The sequence below is a fragment of the Pseudomonas sp. B15(2017) genome (assembly GCF_002113215.1).
Classification (GTDB): Bacteria; Pseudomonadota; Gammaproteobacteria; order Pseudomonadales; family Pseudomonadaceae; genus Aquipseudomonas.
In genome coordinates, this window is the sequence record NZ_NEJZ01000004.1 from 305,098 (window position 1) to 323,090 (window position 17,993).

Here is a 17,993-nt window from a genome sequence, read left to right on the forward strand (position 1 = left end):
TCCTCGACTTAAAGACCGGCTGCCATGGCTTTGTCGATCAGCCAGTTCAGGTTCGGACCACGGTCGCTGTTCACTTCCACCGGGCGGCCGGCGAAGCGGCTGTCCAGCGGTTCGTCCGGCTGGATCTGCACGCGGATGTCGGAGGACAGGTCAGCACTTTTCAGGCTGGTGCTGCTGACGATCTTGCCGGTGCGGGCCTTGTCTTCGCCGGCGATCTGGAAGCTCACCGGGGTGCCCGGACGTACGTCGCCGAACTGGCGATAGGAGAAGCGAGCATCGACGGTGGCCTGGGTGTTGCGCGGTACCAGCTGGAAGATCACGTCGCCCTTGCTCGCGTATTGACCGTCGGCCACCAGTTGCTGGGCCACGGTGCAATCGCACGGCGAGGTCAGAGTGCCGGTCATCTGCTTGCCGAACAGTTCTTCAACCTTGGCCGGCTGCAGTTGATCTTCGTCCAGATGGCCCTTGAGCACGTCGAGCATGCTGGTGCTGAAAGTCGCCAGCGGTGCACCTTTGGCGGCAACGCCGTCGGATTTGACCAGGCTCTGTACAGTGCCGTCGCGCGGCATGGTGATGTTCATGCCCGGCACGCTGACCAGACCGGCCTGTGCATGGCTGACGAAGTACATGCTGTACACCGATTTGAAAATGAAACCCGCCGCCACCAGGCCGACCGCGAAGATACCGGCGCTGAACGTCACCGCTTTCAGACGCCCGAACGGGGTCATGCCGGAGTCGCCGTCCTTGACCTTGCGGGCCTTGGTGAAGTTGTCGCGCTGCAGGGTTGCCAGCACTTCGCCGATGCTGACGATGTCGCCGGCCAGGTGCGAAGTGATCAGGTGGCGCAGGGTCGAAATGTCCTGCGGCTCGAGGTTCTGGAACTGGCAGCCGACACGGCCCGTCTGCCGGTCGTAGGAGCGCACTTGCAGTTCAACGTCCATGGCCAGGCCGAGGTTGTCGATGACGAACTGCAGACGCGCCTTGTACACCTCGCCGACGGTCAGCGGCAGTTGTCCGGCATTGAACGCCAGACCACCGGCGGACAGGTCGAGGACCCGTGCTTCAACCGGAGTCCGGTCAGGGCCGAAGAACCGCAGCTTGGCCGGGATTTTTACCCGGGCGTGCTGGCGCTGGGCTTCGGATTCATGCACTACGTTGACGTTGACGGCGGTATTCATGGGGGCGATTTCCTTGTTAATTCAATAGGGGCAGGTCAGACCATCATCAGCAGCACGGCGACGAAAATGCTGCCGGCGGAGAAGGTCATGGTCCGAGACGACCAGGTGTTGAACCAACGTTGAAAGCTGGCGAGATCACGGGTCAGGGAAGTGGGTTGGCGAGTCCAGGATTGTTGGTCGAGGCGGAAGAACACGTAGATCTTCACGAGCGCGCCGACGATCTGGTTGTAATAGAGAATTGCCGGGTAAGCCGGACCGATCCGGTGGCCCGAGCAGGACAGCAACAGCGTCAGAATCAGTCGGGTGATGCCGATCCACAGCAGGTAAACCAGAATGAACGCGGTGCCGTATTTGAAGCTGGCGATGATTGCCACGGTCAGGCCGAGCAGCGATGTCCACATCGATACGCGCTGGTCGAACAGCACCACCGAGGTGAAAGCGCCGAGGCGTTTTACACCCAGGCCCAGCGCTCGGGAGTTCTGCCGCAGGTTGTTGCCGTACCAGCGGAACATCAGTTTGCGGCTGGCCTTGATGAAGCTCTTTTCCGGCGGGTGTTCAACGGTGTTGATCGCCGCGTCCGGCACGTAGAAGGTGTCGTAGCCCAGACGCATCAGGCTGAACCAGCTCGACTTGTCGTCGCCGGTCAGGAACTTAAAACGGCCCAGGCGCCAGTGTTGCAGCGAGTCGCTTTCAACGTCGGCGATGAATTCCGGGTTGGTGACCACGGTGGCGCGGAACACCGACATGCGTCCGGTCATGGTCAGCACGCGTTTGGACAGGGCCATCGAGCACATGTTGATGTGGCGCTGGGCGAAGCGCAGCTTGTGCCACTCGCTCATGATGTAGCCGCCGCGCACTTCGCAGAATTCGTTGGTGGTCAGGCCGCCGACGTTGCCGAACATCTGGAACCACGGCACGGTTTTGCGCACAACGCCTTCGCCGAGCACGGTGTCGCCATCGATCACGGCCACCACGGCGCGGTCGTCCGGCAGGTGACGGGAGATCGCGCGGAAACCAAACGCCAGGCCATCACGTTTACCGGTGCCGGGAATGCGCACGAAGTCGAGTTTCACGCGGTCCGGCGGATTCATCCGCGCCCACAGCGCCTTGACCAGCAGCTCATCGGACATTTCGACGATCGAGCAGACCACGGTGGTCGGCAGTTCGCAGTCGATGGCTTCGCGGATCACCGAGCTGTAAACCTGCGCGGTGGTCAACGCGTCGATGCGAAAACTGGTGACCATCAGAAACACATGCGACGGGTCCGCCGCTTTACCCAGCTTGCGAACCTTGCGGCGCAGGTGCGGGTAGACGATGTAGAGAAAGATCATGCCGCGCACAAAGTGCGTGGCACCCATCGAATAGCGCCAGATACCCACGGCGCCAATCAGGAAAATGAAGTCCTTCGACTCGGAGTCGAACGTGGACGTGGGCAGCATCAGGGCCAGGCCCATCAGCAGGCTCAGAAACAAAAGCCAGCCGGCGGATTGCAGAAAAAAATGTTTGAGCTTGGACATGACCGTCATCCGAAGGTGATGGGGGCTTCAAGCCGCCCGCCGATTCACGGCGGGCGGCTTGAAACTCGGGGCTTGCCGCTGCGTTACCAGCAGATGCCTTCGGTGCGGCTACCGGCGCTGGTGGCCTTGGACATGAAGCCCACCAGGTCGATCACCTGTTTGCCGTGCGGCGCCTCTTCGGCCAGTGCACGGAACTTCTCGTCGCGGTTGCCGAGGATGATCACGTCGGAGTTGTCGATCACCGAATCGAAGTCCGCGTTGAGCAGGGACGACACGTGCGGGATCTTCGACTCGATGTAGTCCTTGTTCGCGCCGTGGACACGGGCGTACTGGACGTTGCTGTCGTAGATGCTCAGGTCGTAACCCTTGCCGATCAGCATCTCGGCCAGTTCCACCAGCGGGCTTTCGCGCAGGTCGTCGGTGCCGGCCTTGAAGCTCAGGCCGAGCAGGGCGACTTTGCGTTTGTCGTGGCTTTCAACGATGTCGAAGGCGTTTTGCACTTGCGATTCGTTGCTGCGCATCAGCGAGTTGAGCAGCGGCGCTTCGACGTCCAGGGAGCCGGCGCGGTAGGTCAGGGCGCGCACGTCTTTCGGCAGGCACGAACCGCCGAACGCGAAGCCCGGGCGCATGTAGTACTGGGACAGGTTGAGGGTCTTGTCCTGGCAGACGACCTCCATCACTTCGCGGCCATCGACGCCCACCGCTTTGGCGATGTTGCCGATCTCGTTGGCGAAGGTCACTTTGGTGGCATGCCAGACGTTGCAGGTGTACTTGATCATCTCGGCGACGGCGATGTCCTTGCGGATGATCGGCGCGTCGAGTTCTTCGTACAGCGATTGCAGAACGTCGCCCGAAGCCTTGTCGAACTCGCCGATGACGGTCATCGGTGGCAAGTCGTAGTCGGCGATCGCGGTAGATTCACGCAGGAACTCCGGGTTTACGGCGACACCGAAATCAACGCCGGCTTTCTTGCCGGAGCAGTCTTCGAGGATCGGGATGACAACGTTTGCCACGGTGCCCGGCAGCACGGTGCTGCGCACGACGATGGTGTGACGGGTGGTCTTTTCGCGCAGAACAAAACCGATCTCGCGGCACACCGCTTCGATGTAGTTCAGTTCCAGGTCGCCGTTCTTCTTGCTCGGTGTGCCGACGCAGATCATCGACAGATCGGTGTCGCGAATTGCCTCGGCGAAGTTGGTTGTGCCGCGCAGACGACCGGTCTGGATACCTTGTGCCAGCAACTCGCCCAGGCCCGGTTCGACAATGGGAGATTTGCCAGCATTGATCATGTCGATCTTGTCTTTGGCAACATCGACGCCAACGACGTCATGGCCCCGTGCAGACAGGCAACCGGCACATACTGCACCGACGTAACCCAAACCAAATATGCTGATGCGCATCGCAATTACCTCTGTATATATCAGGCCTTAGAGGGCCGGAGTTAATGGTTTTCAGCGTTCTTAGTGCACTCGAAAGTGTGACTTACAGGCGTCACAATGCCGTGTGCAGGCATACTTAAGTTCCGAGTGTCTAAATAAGTGCACTCAAGATGTGCGCAAACCAGGCCTTGTTGTTATGACGTGCCCTGTTATGCAGCCGATCCTCTGGTCAGAGGGCTCTTGTGCAATCGTGTTACACGCTCGATGCCAGGATAAATACCTGTAGATCAAGCGCTTGGGTGCTCAGGCGAGCACGTTTATAGGGGCGCGACCATGGCCTTGCAGGGGATATTAATGGTGCGTATCTCCTGTCCTTCGATAGTTGTCCAGAGTTGTTATCCATGGGTGCAAGTTGTTGTGACAACTTGGTTACATGGTTGGGTTCTCTGCGTAAGTTATCTCGTACAAACTCGGCGAGAATCGTTACCGGTGGTATGAGCTATGCATTTGGACATAGTTCCTGTCCGCTCATCGCGGAAGCAGAAATTTTTTGAAATATTGAGAAAGATGGCACTGCTTTCAAATTGATAGCACTTTCGATTTCGCCCTTTGTTAATCGGGGGATAATCGCGTTAGATGGTTTTGTGCCACTACTGTAAAAAAATTTAGGTGCCACTACTGAAAAAAATGACAACTGTCGAGTGAAACTAAAGATAGGAAAGAGGGTGATGTTTTTATGGCGCCAATAAGTCGGCGTAAACAGGCGGGGGATTTTTGACGTCGTGCGACCTGCACGACTCTCTTAATCAAGAGTCGTGCAGAAGTGCATGCTTTATTCCGGTGGGTGGTCGCGCAGAAACACCAGATTGTCGGATTTCGATTGCTCGGCGCTGTAGCGATAACCCTGTACATCGAACTGCTTGAGCAGGGCCGGATCGTTGATTTTTTCCTGGATCACGAAGCGGCTCATCAGGCCCCGGGCCTTCTTGGCGTAGAAGCTGATGATCTTGTACTGGCCGTTCTTCAGGTCCTTGAACTCGGTATTGATGATGCGTGCGTTCAGGGCCGTGCGTTTGACGGCCGAGAAGTATTCGTTGGACGCCAGGTTCAGCAGCACGTCATCGCCCTGATCGGCCAGTGCTTCGTTCAGCCATTCGCTGATGCGCGTGCCCCAGAAGGCGTACAAGTCCTTGCCTCGGGCGTTGGCCAGTTTGGTGCCCATTTCCAGGCGATACGGCTGCATCAGGTCGAGCGGGCGCAACAGGCCGTAGAGGCCGGAGAGCATGCGCAGGTGCCGTTGCGCATAATCGAAGTCGGCTTCGCTGAAACTCTGGGCGTCGAGTCCGGTGTAGACGTCGCCCTTGAAGGCCAGCAATGCCTGTTTGGCGTTTTCCGGTGTGAACGCCGGTGTCCAGCTGCCGAAGCGCGCGGCGTTGAGGCCGCCGATCTTGTCGGACACGTGCATCAGCTCGCTGATCTGCGCCGGGCTCAGTTCGCGCAGTTGCTGGATCAGTTCCTGGGAATGGTCGAGGTATTGCGGCTGGGTGAAGCGCTGGGTCGCCGGCGGTGTTTCGTAATCGAGGGTCTTGGCGGGGGAAATCACCATCAGCATGAAGTCGTCTCCTTTAATCGTGGGGGCGATTCTAGGGGGTTGGGGCGGATGACTCCAGCTATCAGGTCCATAGGTGATCGGTGGTGTGCCACCCAACCCTGATCGTTCCCACGCTCTGCGTGGGAATGCAGCCAGTGACGCTCTGCGTCACCCCGGCAGCGGACGCGGAGCGTCCGGGGAGGCGTTACCACGCAGAGCGTGGGAACGATCACAAGGGATGGGTGTTGCTGCGGGGAATGGGGCAGGATCGGCTATAGTGCCGCGCGGGTTTTGTTATGGAGACACCCTTTGCGCATTGTTCTTTTTTTCGCCGCGTGGCTGTTGAGCGTCGGTGCCGTTGCGGCGCCGGGCGATATCGCGACGCTGGATCGCAGCACCTGGCCGGAGAAACTCGACAACCCGACCCTGTTCGACGTCGCCTCACGGGCGGAAATCCTGATGTTCGCCCGAGGCCTGCTCGGCACCGAAGCACTGGACGAAGCGGCGCTGGCCCAGCGTCTGGGACTGCGCACGGTCAATCTGGATGCGATCAACAGCCTGCGCGAGCGCCTGTGGCAGCGCCTGCTGGCCAACTACAACTTCGCCCAGCAAAGCTGCGATCAGGACGCCTCGTTTTGCTTCCTCGTCGAAGACTTGCCGACCCTGCGCGAGCAGGCGGCCAAATTCGTGGTCAGTGACGAGAGCTACTACACCAAATGGGCCGAACCGAGCCGGATCTTCCATCTGCAGTACCTTGATGAGCTGATGCGCAAGGCTGCGCTGTCGCCGCAGACCAGCAGCGAACTCGATCATTTCGCAGACTACGAGCGCAACGGCGACGACATGCACGATCGCCTGTTTCTGCTGAGTTTCGACAGCGCCGCCAACCTGCAACCGGACAATACCGACTGGCTCACCGAGTACCTGCGCAAGTCGAACCTGAGCGGCACCTTTTTCATGTTGGGCAAGGATGTTCAAGCGCGGCTGGCCGATCGTTCGGTGAGCAGTCTGCAAGCGACGTTTTCGCAGCAGTGCGTCGGCGTTCAGGGCTGGGAATTCCGCTCTCACAGCCACTGGCAGGACTGGCAGGATTCGGTGCGACGCAGTGCCGACCTGGTGCGCAACAAGCTGCCGGAAAATTACGTGCCGCTGTTCCGTCCGCCGGAAGGCCAGCGTCGCAGCGATGCTGGGGGGGTCTTCAACAGTCAGGGCTTGCAAGTGGCGCTGTGGGACATCGATGCCCAGGACGGCGCCGGCAAGCTCAAGGGGGCTCCGAGCGCGCAGCGCGTGCTGACCCTGATGCTGTTGTGGCGACACGGAGTGATCAATTTCAACATGAAGCAGGATGCGGTGAAGACCGCGTTGCCGTGGCTGATCACACAGACTGCGCAAAGCGGCATCGGCTGGGAAGACTGTCAGAACGCGTTTCGCTGAAAAACGGCAAGAGCCCGGAAATATGGGGCTTGGGGTGAATTTTTTGCAGGATTCGATGCAGGCGGACTTCCGACTCTAACGGGGGCAGGGCGGTCCGCCAAGGGCTTTTCGTCACTTTGCAAAATAAACTTCAAAAAAGCGTCAAAGTGCTTTTTTCTGTCACGGGTTTTGGAGTATTACGAAGTCAGACCGCCGAAACCTGCAACACAGGTGGCGTCTTCCAAGACCCATTTTGTGTGCGGTTCACCTGCTATCCCGACAAAAGCTGTGCAGGTGGATTCGGCAGTCACTTCGAGGCGCAGCACCGCCGAGGTATTGCGTCGAATGGCTCCCACAAAGGTGACCGAGTATGGATGATCACGGACGTAGCCCCTCCTCCAACCAGCCAATCCTTTATGTACTCGATACCAACGTACTGATTCACGATCCGAACGCCCTGCTGAATTTCGAAGAACACCACGTCGCGATCCCGATGACCGTGCTTGAAGAGCTGGACAAGCTCAAGAGCGGGCATCACAGCGTGGCCGCCGAATGCCGTCAGGCGATCCGCCTGATCGACAAGACCCTGGGCGATGCTTCCCCGGAAGATGTCGAACTGGGGGTGCCGATCCAGCGCGGCAAGGGCGGTCCGAAGGGCTTGCTGTCAATTCTGATGAGCAAGCAGGCCGAATCGAACCTGATTCTGCCCGAGCATCTGAACGACAACAAAATCATCAACCAGCTGATCGACCTGCACACCCGCGACCCGAAAAAACCGGTGGTGCTGGTCACCAAAGACATCAACATGCGCCTCAAGGCGCGCGCCTGCGGGATTGACGCCGAGGACTACAGCACCGACCAACTGGTCGACGACGTGTCCCTGCTGCCCAACGGCTATCACAACATGACCGGCTCCTTCTGGGACCGTGTGAGCAAGGTCGAAACCCGTCAGGACCATGGCCGCACCTGGCATCAGGTGCAATTGACCGATAACCTGCCGGCCGTGCACATCAACGAATTCATCATTGATGAGCAAGGGTTTGTCGGCTGGATCAAGGAGATTGAGGAGGACCGTCTGCTGATCCTCGACCTTCATCAGGAACCGCTGCTGCACCAGGAAGCCTGGGGCCTCAAGCCACGGGACATCTATCAGAGTCTGGCGCTGTATGCGCTGCTGGATCCGGACATTCACCTGGTCAATCTGTCCGGCGCCGCCGGCTCGGGTAAAACCATTCTGGCGCTGGCCGCTGCGATCGAGCAGACCATGGTCAGCAAGCGCTATCGTCGCATCATCGCCACCCGCAGCGTGCAGGGCCTGGACCAGGAAATCGGCTTCCTGCCCGGCACCGAAGCGGAAAAAATGGAGCCTTGGCTGGGCGCCATCACCGACAACCTCGAAGCCTTGCACATGGATGACGAAAACACCCATGGCAGCGTCGACTACATCCTCAGCAAAGTGCCGTTGCAGTTCAAATCGCTCAATTACATTCGCGGTCGCAGCTTCCAGCAGAGCCTGATCCTGATCGACGAATGCCAGAACCTCACGCCGCACCAGATGAAAACCATCATCACCCGGGCCGGCGCCGGTTCCAAAGTGGTGTGCCTGGGCAACCTGGCACAGATCGACACCCCTTACCTGTCCGCGACCAGCTCCGGGCTGACCTACCTGACCGAACGCTTCAAGGATTTCCCCAACGGTGTGCACATCACCCTGCAAGGGGTGCCTCGCTCAATCCTGGCCGAATACGCCGAATCGCATCTGTAACCGTCAAACGCAACCGGGCGACTGCAAAGTCGCCCGGTTTTTTATGTGCGCAATTCTGACCCCCAGGTTTACAATCGACGCTCCTGATCAGGAGTAATCCCGTGCTGACTCATCTCGATTCCCAAGGTCGCGCCAACATGGTCGACGTCACCGAAAAAGCCGTGACGTTCCGTGAAGCGACGGCCCAAGCGCTGGTGCGCATGCTGCCCGACACCCTGCAGATGATCGTCAGCGGCGGCCATCCCAAGGGCGACGTGTTCGCCGTGGCGCGCATTGCCGGCATTCAGGCGGCGAAGAAAACCAGTGACCTGATTCCCCTGTGCCATCCGTTGATGCTGACCGGCGTCAAGGTCGAGCTCAGTGCCGAAGGCGATGACGCGGTGCGCATCGTCGCCCGCTGCAAACTGTCCGGGCAGACCGGCGTCGAGATGGAAGCGCTGACCGCCGCCAGCGTCGCCGCCCTGACCATCTACGACATGTGCAAGGCCGTGGATCGTGGCATGACCATCGAAAGCGTGCGTCTGCTGGAAAAGGTTGGCGGCAAGAGCGGGCATTTCCAGGCGGAGCAGCCATGAACCTGACCGTGAAATTTTTTGCCCGTTACCGCGAGGCGCTGGGCGTGGACTCGGTGAAGGTCGAGGGTGACTTCGCCACCGTCGATGACGTTCGTGCGTTGCTGGTGCAGCGTGACGGCGCCGAGGTGCTGAGCGAGCAGAATCTGATGTGCGCGCGCAACGAAGACCTCTGCCAGCTCGACGAGCCGGTGGCGGATGGCGACGAAGTGGCATTTTTCCCCACCGTGACCGGAGGCTGAGCCATGCGCATTCGAGTGCAGTCCGAACCGTTCGATCCGGGCGCCGAAGTCAACGCGATGCACGCGGCCAATGTCGGCGTTGGCGCGGTGGTGAGTTTCGTCGGCTACGTGCGTGACTTCAACGATGGCCTCGATGTCGCCGGAATGTTCCTCGAACACTATCCGGGCATGACCGAAAAGGCCCTCGGCAAGATCGCCGTAGAGGCCGAGCAACGCTGGCCGCTGTTGAAGCTGGAAGTGCTGCACCGCATCGGCGCGCTGGAACCGGGCGAACCGATCGTGTTTGTCGCCGCCGCCAGTGCCCACCGCCAGGCGGCGTTCGACGCCTGCGCCTTTGTCATGGATTACCTGAAAACCCGCGCGCCGTTCTGGAAGAAAGAGAACACCAGCGACGGCCCGCGCTGGGTTGAAGGCCGTGACAGCGATCATGCGGCGGCGGATCGCTGGAAGCAGTAATTCCTCTGTCGACTTAGAGTCAGTCTTCGCGAGCAAGCTCGCTCCCACAGGTTTTAGATAATCCTTGTGGGAGCGAGGTTGCTCGCGAAGAGGCCATCCGAATCACCAATTCCCTCAAGTTCACCTCCCCGACCATCGGCCAGAAATGATCGGTCTCGCCCAATTGACGATTTGTACGTAAAAGTCCAGTATGGATTTACAAGTACAAAAAAAGGTCTTTCCCCGTTTCAGCTTTTTTCTTCTGTCTTGCCAAACCAACAACAACCCGCGAGAGAACGAACATGAAGAAATTCCCCCTCATCACCGGTCTGGCACTGAGCCTGTTGGCGTGCAGCAGCGCGTTCGCCGCCGAGAAAACCCTGCGCATCGGTATCGAGGCGGCGTATCCGCCCTTCGCCTCGAAAACCGACAAGGGTGAAATCGTCGGTTTCGACTACGACATCGGCAACGCCCTGTGCGCGCAGATGCAGGTCAAGTGCGTGTGGGTCGAGGGCGAGTTCGACGGTCTGATTCCTTCCCTGAAAGTGAAGAAAATCGATATGGCGCTGTCGTCCATGACCATCAACGAAGATCGCAAGAAGTCGGTGGACTTCACCCACAAGTACTATTTCACCTCGTCGCGGCTGGTGATGAAGGAAGGCGCGAGCGTCGATGACCAGTACGCCAGCCTCAAGGGCAAGACCGTTGGCGTGCAGCGTGCGACCACTACCGACCGCTACGCCACCGAGGTGTTCGAGCCCAAGGGCATCAACGTCAAGCGTTACGGCAACAACGAAGAAATCTACATGGACCTGGCGGCCGGGCGTCTCGACGCGATTTTCGCCGACACCATTCCGCTGACCGACTTCCTGTCGATGCCTCGGGGCAAGGGTTACGCCTTTGTCGGTCCCGAGTTGAAGGACCCGAAATACGTGGGCGAGGGCGCGGGGATTGCGGTGCGCAAGGGCAACACTGAGCTGGTCAGCCAGTTGAACACCGCCATCGACGGCATTCGCGCCAGTGGTGAGTATCAGAAGATTTCCGAGAAGTACTTCAAGTCGGACATCTACGGCGACTGACAGTCCGCCATCGCTGGCACGTCAGCTCCCACAGAGATTTTCGGTGTACACAAAACCTGTGGGGGCTGGCTGGCCAGCGATGAGGCCGTCAGATTCACCGCAAAATCTTCAGCCCTTCAATTCCTTCAAGTGCTTGTACACCGTCGCCCGTCCCATGTTCAGGACATTGGCCACATAGTTCGAGGCGCTCTTGCCCTTGAACGCCCCCTCGGCGTGCAGCGCCAGCACCAGTTCGCGTTTGTGATCGCGGGTCAGCAGGTTCAGGCTCAGTTGCCGCTCGCGTAGCCAGGCGTGCAGGAAGGTGTTGATGCGCTCCTGCCAGTCATCGCGAAACAGCGAGTCCGGTTGCGGAATCAGTTTGCTCGGCGAGAGGAACAGGTCCAGCGCAGCCTTGGCATTCTCGAACAGCGAAATATTCAGGTTGATGCACAGCACCGCCAGCGGATGACCTTCGCTGTCACGCAGCACGGTGCTCAGGCTGCGAATCTTCTGGCCGTCCCAGTTGAGCTTTTCGTACGGGCCGATGTTCCGTTCGCTGACGTCGTCGCTGAGCATGTCTTCCAGCGACGATTCATCGCCGATCACCCGTTTCGACAGGTTGTTGGCGATGTAGTCGACCTTCTGCGTGCGCAGGTCATGCAGCACCACTTCGGCATGGGGAAAGAACAGCGTGGCGATGGCGTCGGCGATGGCGTGGTAGTTATCCAGCGCGGCGTCATGCAGCTCGGGCGTGTGTTCGGGGGCGGTCATAACTGTGGAGCTCCAGGCAACGTCAGCGCCCCCGTGATCCGGGGGCGTTGCGAGTGTGCCGCAATCCGTCGGGCGCGTCATCCGGGCGGACGGTCAGGCGAGGCGGGAAGGGGCGAGCATGGCGGCGGTCAGGCCGAATTGCTCGAGGTGTCGGGGCAGCGATTCGCCACGCACCAGCGCTGCGCTGGCCATGCCCATGGCCGGTGAGGTCTGGATACCGTAACCGCCCTGGGCCGCGACCCAGAACAGCCCCGGCACTTGTGGGTCGAACCCGGAGAGCAAATCACCGTCGGCGACGAAACTGCGCAGACCGGCCCAGGTGCGGGTCGGGCGGCGGATGGTCAGGGTCGTCGCCTCCTCGATCTGGTAAATGCCCATGGCAATGTCCAGTTCTTCCGGTTGCACGTCGTGCGGCTCGACCGGGTCGGCGTTGGCCGGTGAGCCGAGGAACATCCCGGCATCGGGCTTCATGTAAAAGGATTCGTCGAGGCTGACCAGCATCGGCCAGTGATGAATGTCCACGCCTTCGGGGCCGGCGAAGATGAACGCGGCGCGACGTTTTGGTTGCAGGCCCAGCGGCCGGGCGCCGGCCAGGGCAGCGATCTTGTCGGCCCAGGCGCCAGCCGCGTTGATCACGATGGGCGCGCTGAAGGTTTGGTCATTGGTCTGCACGTGCCAGACTCCGTCGGCATCGCGGCTCAGCCCGAGCACTTCGCAATCGGTATGCACCTGGCCGTTGTTGCGACGGATGCCGCGCAGATAACCCTGATGCAGGGCGTCGGTGTCGATGTCGCTGGCGGTCGGGTCGTAGATCGCGCCATGGACTTTCTCCCTGCGCAGGATCGGCAGCCTCGCGCAGGCTTCATCCGCGCTGAGCAACTGCATCTCCGGCACTGTGGCTTTGGCGCTCAGGTATTGATTGTTCAGCTCGGCGGCGTCCCCGGTGAAATCCACGGTCATTTCCCCGCGCGGGGTCAGCAGCGGGTGCTCGCAGAAACCGCTGGGCGGATGGTCGAAGAATTCGCGGCTGGCCTGGGTCAGCGCCCGGACCTGCGGTGTGCCGTAAGCGGCGGTGAACAGCGCCGCCGAGCGCCCGGTGGAGTGATAGGCCGGATGCGACTCGCGCTCCAGCACCACGACCTTGCCGTGCTGCGACAGCCAGAAACCGGTGGAAGCGCCGGCAATCCCGCCGCCGATGATGATGAAATCTGCATGACTCATGAAAATCTCCGGTGTCAGCGCTGCAATTGATAGATGGCATTGGCCAGGGCGATGTCTTCCAGGCCCAGACCGATGGAGCGGAAAAACACGTGATGCTGGTAATCGGGGCGCTGCACTTTTTCGCTGAGCAGATCCGCCAGGTCGCCGAGGATCGCGCTATTGTCCCAGCCATGTTGTTCGCGGGCGATCAGCATCTCGCCGGCCGAGCCCGGGGTAGTCGGGCGATAGTCGCAGAACACCTGCATGTCGTTGAGGCTTTGCGGCGGCACTTCGTGGGCGCGCGGTGCGTTGGTGCTGATCGAGGTGATCAGTGCTGGTTTGTTCAAGGTCGCCGGGTCGATCACAGGTCCTGCGGACGAGGTGCAGAGCATGATCACATCGGCTTCGGCGATGGCGGCTTCGCGGCTTTCGGCGATGCTCACCCGTGGATCGAGGGCTTGCAGTTGTCGGATGGTTGCCGGGTCTTCGCTCAAGGTAGGTGAGTACACACTGATGCTCTGCCAGTCGCGCAATGTTTTGACGTAATGCAGGTGCGCCTGGGCGACCTTGCCGCTGCCGATGATTGCCAGGCGTTTTGCGTTCGAAAGGGCCAAGGCGTCGACGGCGACAGCTGTGGTTGCCGCCGTACGGGCGGTGGTCAGTTCGCCGGCATCGCAGAGCAGCAACGGTTGACCGGTCTGCATCGACATCAACAGCGTCCATGCCGTCACCAGCGGGCCTTGTTCGCGAACGATGTACGGCGAGGTCTTGACTCCGTACACGCCATCTTCTGCCAGCACGCCCAGATAGTTGATGAAGTCCCCGGCGCCCTGGGGGAACTCCACCAGTTGCTGCGCCGGTTGCACCGCATGCCCGGCCGCCAGATCGCGGAACAGCTTGCGCAGGATCTGCGGCACATCGATCCGGGCCAACAGCTCGCGGGCCTGGGTTTGGTCGATCACGTAGGGCGTACTGGACATGGCAGACTCCGGAGACTGTTTTTAAACTAATTTGTCTATTATGGACTTTTAGTTTTGTTGAACAATATCCGGGCGAAAAAAAAGCGCAGTCCGTTGCCGGCTGCGCTTCTCTTTATGGTGCCGCTTACTGTGGACGCTTGCGCTCAACCGCCCGCAACAGATGGGTCGGCGGCGTTTCACAGCTGATCTTGCGACCGAGTTTTTCTTCGATGGACGGCAACTGATAGGAGTCGTCTTCACCGGCGAAGCTGATCGACACACCGTCGGCGCCAGCACGACCGGTACGACCGATGCGGTGCACATAGTCGTCCGGGACTTCCGGCAGGGTGAAGTTGATCACGTGGCTGATGCCGTCGATGTGGATACCGCGACCGGCCACGTCGGTGGCGACCAGGACGCGGATCCTGCCTTCGCGGAAGCCTTCAAGCGTCTTGATCCGCTTGTGCTGCGGCACGTCGCCGGACAATTGCGCGGCGTTGATGCCGTCGCGCACCAGGCGTTCCTCGATGCGCCGCACTTCGTCCTTGCGGTTGGCGAACACGATCACTCGCTCCCAGCCGTTGTCGTTGACCAGGTTGAAGAGCAGTTTGTATTTGTCGGCACCGGCCACCGCATAGATGTGCTGTTCGACATTTTCGTTGGCCACGTTGGTGACCTCGATTTCGACGATCGCAGGATCGGTGGTCCACTGCTTGGCGAGGTTCATCACGTCATCGGTGAAGGTCGCGGAGAACAGCAGGGTCTGGCGTTCGCTTTTCGGCGGAGTCTGGCGAATGATCTGACGCACTTGCGGGATGAAGCCCATGTCGAGCATGCGGTCGGCTTCGTCCAGCACCATCACTTCAACCATGTCCAGGTGCACGTCGCCGCGCTGGTTGAAGTCGAGCAGGCGGCCAGGCGTTGCGACGAGGATGTCGCAATGGCGCGCTTCGAGGTGCTTGAGCTGCTTGTCGAAGTCCATACCGCCGACGAACGTCATGACGTTGAGGCCGGTGTACTTGGTCAGGTCGGCGGCGTCCTTGGCGATCTGCACCACCAGTTCACGGGTCGGCGCGATGATCAGCGCCCGTGGCTCGCCCATGTAGCGCTCTTTCGGCGGCGGCGTCTGCAACAGCTGGGTGATGATCGAGATCAGGAACGCGGCGGTCTTGCCGGTGCCAGTCTGGGCGCGGCCGATGGCGTCTTTGCCGGCGAGGGTATAACCCAGCACCTGAGCCTGGATCGGCGTGCAATACGGGAAGCCCAGGTCGTGGATGGCATGCATCAGTTCCGGGGCGAGCTTGAAATCGTGGAAGCGGGTCTTGCCTTCCTGCGGCTCGACGACGAAGTCTTCGAGTTTCCAGGGAATCACCGGCGCCTTGGGCTTGGGTTCGCGACGTGGTCTGGCCGGTTTCGGGGCTTCGCTGCGCGCAGGCTCAGTGGCGGGCGTGGCAGCCGGAGCGGGTTTCGGTTCGTGCTTTGGGGGCGTGGCGGGCGTCTGGCGGCCGGCCTGGCTGGCATCGTTGCGATGACCGGGGGCGTGCGACGGCGCAGTGGGGACTGGCGCGAGCTGCTCAGCCTCGCTTTTACCGAACATTTTCTTGAGTGCTTTGAGCACGGTCATCTCATCAATTGGTTAAGGAATGTACGCCGGCCAGTGTAATGCAAGAAACGGGCGCGGCGTAGTGGGATGATCAAAGGGCGACCCCTGTCGCAATTGTCAGCGCAAGCGTTCGCTGAGCCACACGCCGATGTCGCGAATTTCTTCAGGTAACACTTCGTGCTCCATTGGGTATTCCTGCCATGTCACGGTGACACCATGGGCCTTGAGATACTCATAAGCCGTGCGACCCATCGAGTTCTGCACCACGTTGTCGAACTGGCCGTGCAGCGCCAGTGCCGGAATCCGTTGCTGGCTGGCGGATAACTCCAGTTCATCGCTGAACGTCGGCGCGTATGTCGATAATGCCAGTACCCCGCCCAACGGCCCCTGCCATTTCAGAAACGCGGTGTGATAGACCACGGCGCCGCCCTGGGAAAAACCGGCCAGGAAAATCCGCGATGCGTCTATTCCGCTGCTTCGCTGTTCTTCGATCAATTCGATGATGCGATCGGCGGACGCTTCCAGCTCATCGTGGTCGATCGACCGCGCCGGGCTCATGGCTTTGATGTCGTACCAGCTTGGCATGGCATATCCGCCATTTATCGTCACCGGGCGCGTCGGCGCCTGAGGCAGCACGAAACGCGTGCTCAGCAGGCTTTCCTGAAGCGCTTCGGCCACCGGCAGAAAGTCGTAGCGGTCGGCGCCGAGGCCGTGCAGCCAGATCACGCAGGCGTCTGCGGGCTTAACAGGCTGAAGAATCAAGGGCTCGGTCATGGCTGCTCCAATTGTGTGCGGGCGCTCTCATTGAGTGCGTGATTTGCGTGCGCGCCCGGTTGATCCGTTAAGAAGATGTCGCAAGGGTGCAAGTTTTGCTATTGACCTGCCACTCAATCGCTTCAGCAGCCGGTGTGGTACGGGCTTTGCTATGAGGTAGTCGTGCAATCAATCTCGCGCCTGGCGGTAACACTATCAGTGAACGCCGGGTGACGGGATAGCAAAGAATCCGGTGATGGATGTTCGCCAATGGCCGCAACGGGCTTAGCGAACGTGAAAGGGCTACCGCCCGTTCGGCCGAATGGTGAGAAGTGAGTTGTCCATGATGTGGATTTTCTCCTACTAGACTCATAGCGAAGGTCCTGCGTCGGTTGACCCCAAAAAAAGCCAACACGGGTCAACAACGCCTCAAAAGGGTGCGACTGGACTCAAGCTCCGACACAACAAGAGCAAAACTGGAGGTTTGAATGAAGATGTTGAAATCCACTCTGGCGATCGTGACTGCTGCTGCAGTACTGGGTGTCAGCGGGTTCGCTCAGGCGGGTGCAACCCTGGATGCAGTGAAGAAGAAAGGATTCGTGCAGTGCGGCGTCAGCGATGGCTTGCCAGGCTTCTCGGTTCCGGATTCCACCGGCAAGATCGTGGGCATCGATGCTGACGTCTGCCGCGCCGTGGCCGCTGCCGTGTTCGGCGACGCGACCAAGGTCAAGTTCAGTCAGTTGAACGCCAAGGAGCGTTTCACCGCTCTGCAGTCGGGCGAGATCGACATCCTGTCGCGCAACACCACCATGACCAGCTCCCGTGACGCGGGCATGGGCTTGAAATTCCCGGGCTTCATTACCTACTACGACGGCATCGGCTTCCTGGTAAACAACAAGCTGGGCGTCAAGAGTGCCAAAGAGCTGGACGGTGCAACCATCTGCATCCAAGCCGGTACCACTACCGAACTGAACGTTTCCGACTACTTCCGCGGCAACGGTCTGAAATACACCCCGATCACTTTCGACACCTCCGATGAAAGCGCCAAGTCGCTGGAATCCGGTCGTTGCGACGTGCTGACCTCCGACAAGTCCCAGCTGTTCGCCCAGCGCAGCAAGCTGGCTTCGCCGAAGGATTATGTCGTTCTGCCGGAAACCATTTCCAAGGAACCACTGGGCCCGGTCGTGCGTAACGGCGATGACGAGTGGCTGGCCATCGTGCGTTGGGTTGGCTACGCGTTGCTGAACGCCGAAGAAGCAGGCATCACTTCGAAGAACGTCGAAGCTGAAGCCAAAGCGACCAAGAACCCGGATGTCGCTCGTATGCTCGGCGCAGACGGCGAATACGGCAAAGACCTGAAACTGCCGAAGGACTGGGTCGTACAGATCGTCAAGCAAGTCGGCAACTACGGTGAAATCTTCGAGAAAAACCTCGGCAAGAGCACTCCGCTGGAAATCGACCGCGGCCTGAACGCGCTGTGGAACAACGGCGGCATTCAATACGCACCACCAGTGCGCTGATGGTTCTGTCACCCGGCAGGCCAACTGCCGGGTGACG

At 60.0% G+C, this 17,993-nt stretch carries 16 protein-coding genes; 7 read left to right on the top strand and 9 right to left on the bottom strand.

The genetic code is table 11. The annotated features are described in order from the left end of the window. Positions 1-8: 8 nt before the first annotated feature. From CAF73_RS09155 to yaaA, 4 genes are all read right to left on the bottom strand, one after another. Positions 9-1,178, bottom strand: coding sequence for an alginate biosynthesis protein Alg44 (locus CAF73_RS09155; RefSeq protein WP_085702517.1), 1,170 nt, complete (start codon positions 1,176-1,178; stop codon positions 9-11). Between the two features lie 35 nt (positions 1,179-1,213). Continuing rightward, a complete protein-coding gene (alg8, locus tag CAF73_RS09160) occupies positions 1,214-2,695 on the bottom strand; it encodes a mannuronan synthase (protein ID WP_176247718.1) in 1,482 nt (493 codons plus the stop codon). 83 nt (positions 2,696-2,778) lie between these two features. Beyond that, positions 2,779-4,095, bottom strand: a complete 1,317-nt coding sequence (locus tag CAF73_RS09165; protein WP_085698542.1) for a nucleotide sugar dehydrogenase — start codon at positions 4,093-4,095, stop codon at positions 2,779-2,781. 811 nt (positions 4,096-4,906) lie between these two features. Continuing rightward, on the bottom strand, positions 4,907-5,686 hold the full coding sequence (gene yaaA / locus CAF73_RS09170; RefSeq protein WP_085702518.1) for a peroxide stress protein YaaA: 780 nt from the start codon (positions 5,684-5,686) through the stop codon (positions 4,907-4,909). Positions 5,687-5,974: 288 nt separating this feature from the next. Here yaaA and CAF73_RS09180 point away from each other — a divergent pair, with 288 nt between their 5' ends. The 6 genes from CAF73_RS09180 to CAF73_RS09205 all read left to right on the top strand — a co-directional run bounded on the left by CAF73_RS09180 (position 5,975) and on the right by CAF73_RS09205 (position 11,171). Beyond that, positions 5,975-7,099: a polysaccharide deacetylase family protein gene (locus tag CAF73_RS09180; protein ID WP_085702520.1), complete on the top strand. Its 1,125-nt coding sequence runs from the start codon at positions 5,975-5,977 to the stop codon at positions 7,097-7,099. Between the two features lie 349 nt (positions 7,100-7,448). Further along, complete coding sequence (locus CAF73_RS09185) at positions 7,449-8,843, top strand: PhoH family protein (RefSeq protein WP_085698545.1); 1,395 nt, start codon at positions 7,449-7,451, stop codon at positions 8,841-8,843. Between the two features lie 101 nt (positions 8,844-8,944). Then, on the top strand, positions 8,945-9,418 hold the full coding sequence (gene moaC, locus CAF73_RS09190) for a cyclic pyranopterin monophosphate synthase MoaC (RefSeq protein ID WP_007957321.1): 474 nt from the start codon (positions 8,945-8,947) through the stop codon (positions 9,416-9,418). Continuing rightward, on the top strand, positions 9,415-9,657 hold the full coding sequence (locus CAF73_RS09195; RefSeq protein ID WP_085698546.1) for a MoaD/ThiS family protein: 243 nt from the start codon (positions 9,415-9,417) through the stop codon (positions 9,655-9,657). Before moaC ends, CAF73_RS09195 begins: the two co-directional genes overlap by 4 nt. A gap of 3 nt (positions 9,658-9,660) precedes the next feature. Continuing rightward, a complete protein-coding gene (moaE, locus tag CAF73_RS09200) occupies positions 9,661-10,113 on the top strand; it encodes a molybdopterin synthase catalytic subunit MoaE (RefSeq protein ID WP_085608144.1) in 453 nt (150 codons plus the stop codon). 281 nt (positions 10,114-10,394) lie between these two features. After that, positions 10,395-11,171 carry an ABC transporter substrate-binding protein gene (locus CAF73_RS09205; protein ID WP_011332566.1) on the top strand — a complete coding sequence of 259 codons (777 nt, stop codon included), beginning with the start codon at positions 10,395-10,397 and terminating at the stop codon, positions 11,169-11,171. Between the two features lie 108 nt (positions 11,172-11,279). Here the strand turns inward: CAF73_RS09205 and CAF73_RS09210 are convergent, their stop codons facing one another. From CAF73_RS09210 to CAF73_RS09230, 5 genes are all read right to left on the bottom strand, one after another. Beyond that, positions 11,280-11,921, bottom strand: a complete 642-nt coding sequence (locus CAF73_RS09210; protein ID WP_007957327.1) for a transcriptional regulator — start codon at positions 11,919-11,921, stop codon at positions 11,280-11,282. Positions 11,922-12,014: 93 nt separating this feature from the next. After that, positions 12,015-13,142, bottom strand: a complete 1,128-nt coding sequence (locus tag CAF73_RS09215) for an FAD-binding oxidoreductase (RefSeq protein ID WP_085702521.1) — start codon at positions 13,140-13,142, stop codon at positions 12,015-12,017. Between the two features lie 14 nt (positions 13,143-13,156). Then, the gene (locus CAF73_RS09220; protein ID WP_085702522.1) at positions 13,157-14,101 is read right to left on the bottom strand and encodes an ornithine cyclodeaminase family protein; all 945 of its coding nucleotides are present in this window, start codon (positions 14,099-14,101) and stop codon (positions 13,157-13,159) included. Between the two features lie 124 nt (positions 14,102-14,225). Further along, on the bottom strand, positions 14,226-15,704 hold the full coding sequence (rhlB, locus tag CAF73_RS09225; protein ID WP_085698549.1) for an ATP-dependent RNA helicase RhlB: 1,479 nt from the start codon (positions 15,702-15,704) through the stop codon (positions 14,226-14,228). Between the two features lie 96 nt (positions 15,705-15,800). Beyond that, entirely contained in the window at positions 15,801-16,457 is a 657-nt protein-coding gene (locus CAF73_RS09230; RefSeq protein ID WP_085698550.1) for an alpha/beta hydrolase, read from the bottom strand. Positions 16,458-16,924: 467 nt separating this feature from the next. Here CAF73_RS09230 and CAF73_RS09235 point away from each other — a divergent pair, with 467 nt between their 5' ends. After that, positions 16,925-17,956 (top strand): amino acid ABC transporter substrate-binding protein, encoded by a 1,032-nt coding sequence (locus CAF73_RS09235; RefSeq protein ID WP_085698551.1) that lies wholly within the window; start codon positions 16,925-16,927, stop codon positions 17,954-17,956. Positions 17,957-17,993: the final 37 nt, after the last annotated feature.